The sequence below is a fragment of the Stieleria sp. genome, from assembly GCF_041595215.1.
GTDB lineage: Bacteria > Planctomycetota > Planctomycetia > Pirellulales > Pirellulaceae > Stieleria > Stieleria magnilauensis.
Map to the genome: position 1 here is coordinate 1 of NZ_JBFHKV010000882.1, position 3707 is coordinate 3707.

At 57.8% G+C, this 3707-nt stretch carries 3 protein-coding genes and 1 pseudogene; all 4 read right to left on the reverse strand.

What is annotated here, in order from left to right:
• Positions 1-479 (reverse strand): family 43 glycosylhydrolase (locus ABX749_RS25640; protein ID WP_372898512.1); only part of this gene is annotated, 479 nt, incomplete at its 3' end.
• A 100-nt stretch (positions 480-579) separates the two neighbouring features.
• The gene (locus tag ABX749_RS25645; RefSeq protein WP_372898514.1) at positions 580-1938 is read right to left on the reverse strand and encodes a sulfatase; all 1359 of its coding nucleotides are present in this window, start codon (positions 1936-1938) and stop codon (positions 580-582) included.
• A gap of 100 nt (positions 1939-2038) precedes the next feature.
• Positions 2039-3463: a sulfatase gene (locus ABX749_RS25650; RefSeq protein ID WP_372898513.1), complete on the reverse strand. Its 1425-nt coding sequence runs from the start codon at positions 3461-3463 to the stop codon at positions 2039-2041.
• Between the two features lie 36 nt (positions 3464-3499).
• Positions 3500-3707 (reverse strand): annotated as a pseudogene (locus ABX749_RS25655) (arylsulfatase); the annotation flags it as partial.

Consider the following 3707-nt stretch of genomic DNA (forward strand, 5'->3'; position numbering starts at 1 on the left):
AAAGCCGGGTTGGTGGCCAGACGCTGCCAGGGACCATCGGGCGAATCTGATACCGCGATCCCGATTTTCGAATCAGGATTGAACCCCTTGCCGTACTCTCTGGAGGTTCCCGTGTAGAACAGCCAGTAGCGTCCTTCGGCAACCAGAATGTTGGGCGTAAAGACACTCGCCCCTTCCCAGCTACCGGGTTCACCTTTGGCAAGCGCCCGACCTTTTTCGGTCCACTTGTGACCATCCGGTGAGGTCGCATACCAGACGGTCGCATCGTACCCCGGCGAGATCTTGCCTTTGGAATACCACACGTAATACAACCCGTCGACCTTGATGATGTCGCTGGGATCACGACGCATGACGCCGGGTTCGGCGCCGATGCCTTCGACTGGGGAATGCGTGACGGTGACGGTTCCAATGGCGGGCTCGTCGGCGCCTGCGGCAACCGCCATGAACGCTGTTGCGACGACCAGATAAATTCTATTCATGCGTTGCTCCGAAGGTGTCTCTGTTCGTTCGGCAAGTTCTGTGGTGTGTTCAATGCGTTCGCGAAGCACAGGCAGAAGGCGAGTGGCAGGTGATGGATCATTACCTTTCCTGTGGATCGACCAAGTTGATTTTCCGCTGATCGGATCCGGTGACGCGGACGTCGCCGAGTTCTGCGACGGCCTCTTTGGCTCGCGTTTGAAGACGCTGCATGATCGTCGGGTTTTCATCGGCGACGTTGTGTTTCTCGCCGAGGTCGTTCTTCAAATGGAATAGTCTCGGTTCACGCAAGGTCACAAAGCCTTTTGTCTTGTCCGGCTTCTTGGACCAGAACGGCTGATCTTTCGTCGTCCGCGGCAGATGCAGTTTCCAGTTGCCCTCACGCACCGCCTGCAGATTGGTGCCGTTGTAGTAATAAAGAACCTTGTGGGGCGTTTCGGTCTCATTGCCCATCAGGATCGGAAGAATTTGTTTCCCGTCGATCTTACGATCACTCGGTGGCTCCACTCCGGCGAGTTCACAGAACAGGGGCAACAGGTCCATGCTGGTCAGCGTGACATCGGACACTTGGTTGGGCGGGATTTTTCCGGGCCAGCGAAAAATGCCAGGTACGCGGTGCCCGCCTTCCATCGTGCAGTACTTGCCGCCGTTCAAGCCGCCCGTGGATCCCACTCGCGTCGGACCATTGTCAGACGTGAACACCACGAGCGTGTCCTCATCGAGTCCGGCATCGCGAACCGCCTTCATGATCCGCCCGGTGCTGTGATCGAGCTCTTTGATGAAGTCACCGTATTTGCCTTTGCGTGACGTCCCGACGAAGTCTTTGCTGGGCAACAGCGGGGAATGCACGATGTGGTGCGAGACGTAGATGAAGAACGGATCGTCATTCTGTCGCTCGATGAACTCGACGACTTCATCGGTGTAACGCTGCGTCAGTTCTTCGCAGGCGGCATTTTTCTTTTCGACCTGTTTGCCGCGATACAGCGTGTTGTAGTTTGGCCCGCGGGGCTTGGAGTAATTGCTGGGGATGCCGAGGTGTTCGTCGAATCCGGCGTCGATCGGGTGAGAGCCCTCGACTTCCAGTCCCAGATGCCACTTGCCCACCATCAACGAACGATAGCCGGCGGTCCCCAACAACTCCGGAATCGTGATTTCATCCGGGGCGAATCCATAATCCTTGTATTTGGAACCCGGCGCTTCGGTTCGGGCGACTGGCATCCCGCATCGCATCGGATAGCGTCCCGTCAGCAACGCCGCTCGCGACGGACTGCACACGTTGGCCGGAACGAAGAAATCCGTGCTGCGAAATCCCTCCGCGGCCAGCGCATCAATGTGCGGAGTTTTAACACCCTTTGGGCTATAGCAACTGATGTCGCCGTACCCCAGATCATCGGCGAAGATGATGATGAAGTTCGGCGGTCGCTCTGCCGCGTTGACCCAACAGCACCCCAGCAGCAACATTGCAACGGGCCAGACCCATCGGGGCAAGAACGTCGCGGACAAACAGTTCGCTCTCTCCATCCTTCTGCCAAATTCAAGGTTCGAATTCATTGGTTGCGACTCATTTTGAAAGTGGTTTTGGGTGCTCGACAAACGCGGCGGGCCGGCTGTTGTCGGCGATGTCTTTGGCGAATGTTTTTAAGTGCTGCACCAGTCTCTGGACGACCTCTGGATTCGAGTCGATCACATTCGTCTTCTCGCCGATGTCCTTTTCCAGGTCGTAGAGCTGCGCTGGTTTTCCGTTTCTCGTATGGAGTTTCCACTTTCCCGACCGGACCGCCCGCAACTGGTTTCCGCCGTGGTAAAAGAACGCTTCGTGCGGTGTCGGGGCTTCGCCGATGAGCGTCGGCCAGATGTCTTTGCCGTCGATGACTCGATCGGTGGGGATCATGGCACCGGCCAACTTCGCGAACGTCGGCAGCAAATCCATGGTGGTCATCAGTTCGTCGTTGGGCTTTCCCGCGGGAATCTTTCCAGGCCAGCGGACGACGGTGGGCTCGCGCATGCCGCCTTCGAAGGTGGTCCCCTTGTTGCCGCGCAACGGGCCGGGGCTGGCGAAGAGGGTGTTCTTTGGGGGGCCGTTGTCGGAGGTGAACAGGACCAGTGTGTTTTCGTCGAGACCGTGGGCCGCCAGGGTGTCGAGGATTTGACCGACGGACCAGTCGATTTCGGCGATGGCCTGGCGGAAGAGGTTGTCCCGCGTGCGGTAATCGATCTTGCCGTCTTCTTCTTTTAATTTCGCCACAACGTCGTCTGGGACACCTTTCATGAATGGAGGCGACACGTGCAACGGCGCGTGGGGAATGGGATGCGGTAGATACAGGAAAAACGGATCGTCCTTGTTCCGCTCGATGAATGACACCGCACGTTCGGTGATCCGCTTGGTCAGCAAATCGGCATTCGGCTCCATCTCGATGACGGCGTCATTGTTCAGCAACGGCAGCGGCGGGAACTTGTAGTGATTTTGCCGCGGATGAAACGGGTGAATGTCGTGGCTGTACGGGATGCCGAAATACTCATCGAAGCCTTGTTTCGTCGGCAGAAACTGCGGCTGGTCTCCGAGGTGCCACTTGCCGAACATCCCTGTTTTGTAGCCTGCGGTTTTCAGGACTTCGGCGATGGTGATTTCATCCGGGTTCAACCCCTTTCGGTCGCCGGCGAGCAGCACGCCGAAATGGGAACCCGTCGCCATGTCGATCCGTTTGGGATAGCACCCGGTCATCAGCGCGGCCCGCGACGGCGTGCAAACCGGTGCGGCCACGTAAAAGCTCGTCAGCCGGGAACCTTCCGCCGCCATCTGATCGATTCGGGGTGTGCTGACGTGATTGCCACCGAAGCAACTGAGGTCGCCATAGCCCTGGTCATCGGTGAAGATCACCACGAAATTTGGCTTGCGGTCTGCCGCCCGGACCGGTTGAGCAAACAGCCCGCTCAACGCTGCAATCACCAGGATGGGTAGGACGCTGGATTTCAAATTCAATGACATTTGATGTCTCTCGTTGGGCTGGTCATGATCGTCGCTCTACTCGGGTGTCCGCGGCGCGTTCAGCCATCGCTCAAGCTGATCCGTTAATGAGGCGACCAGATCAGGATGGTCGTCGATGACGTTTCGCTGCTCATTCGGGTCGGCTTCCACGTCAAACAATTCCACCGGCTGTCCACGCAGTGCGAGCAGTTTCCATTTTCCCCGCATGGCGACTTCGGTGGCAAACGGTTTGGGTTTCGGGTAG

Bases quoted from the DNA above. Each gene is read 5' to 3' on its own strand.
- ABX749_RS25645 (WP_372898514.1), bottom strand. From the start codon at position 1,938: ATGTTGCTGCTGGGGTGCTGTTGGGTCAACGCGGCAGAGCGACCGCCG.
- ABX749_RS25650 (WP_372898513.1), bottom strand. From the start codon at position 3,463: ATGTCATTGAATTTGAAATCCAGCGTCCTACCCATCCTGGTGATTGCA.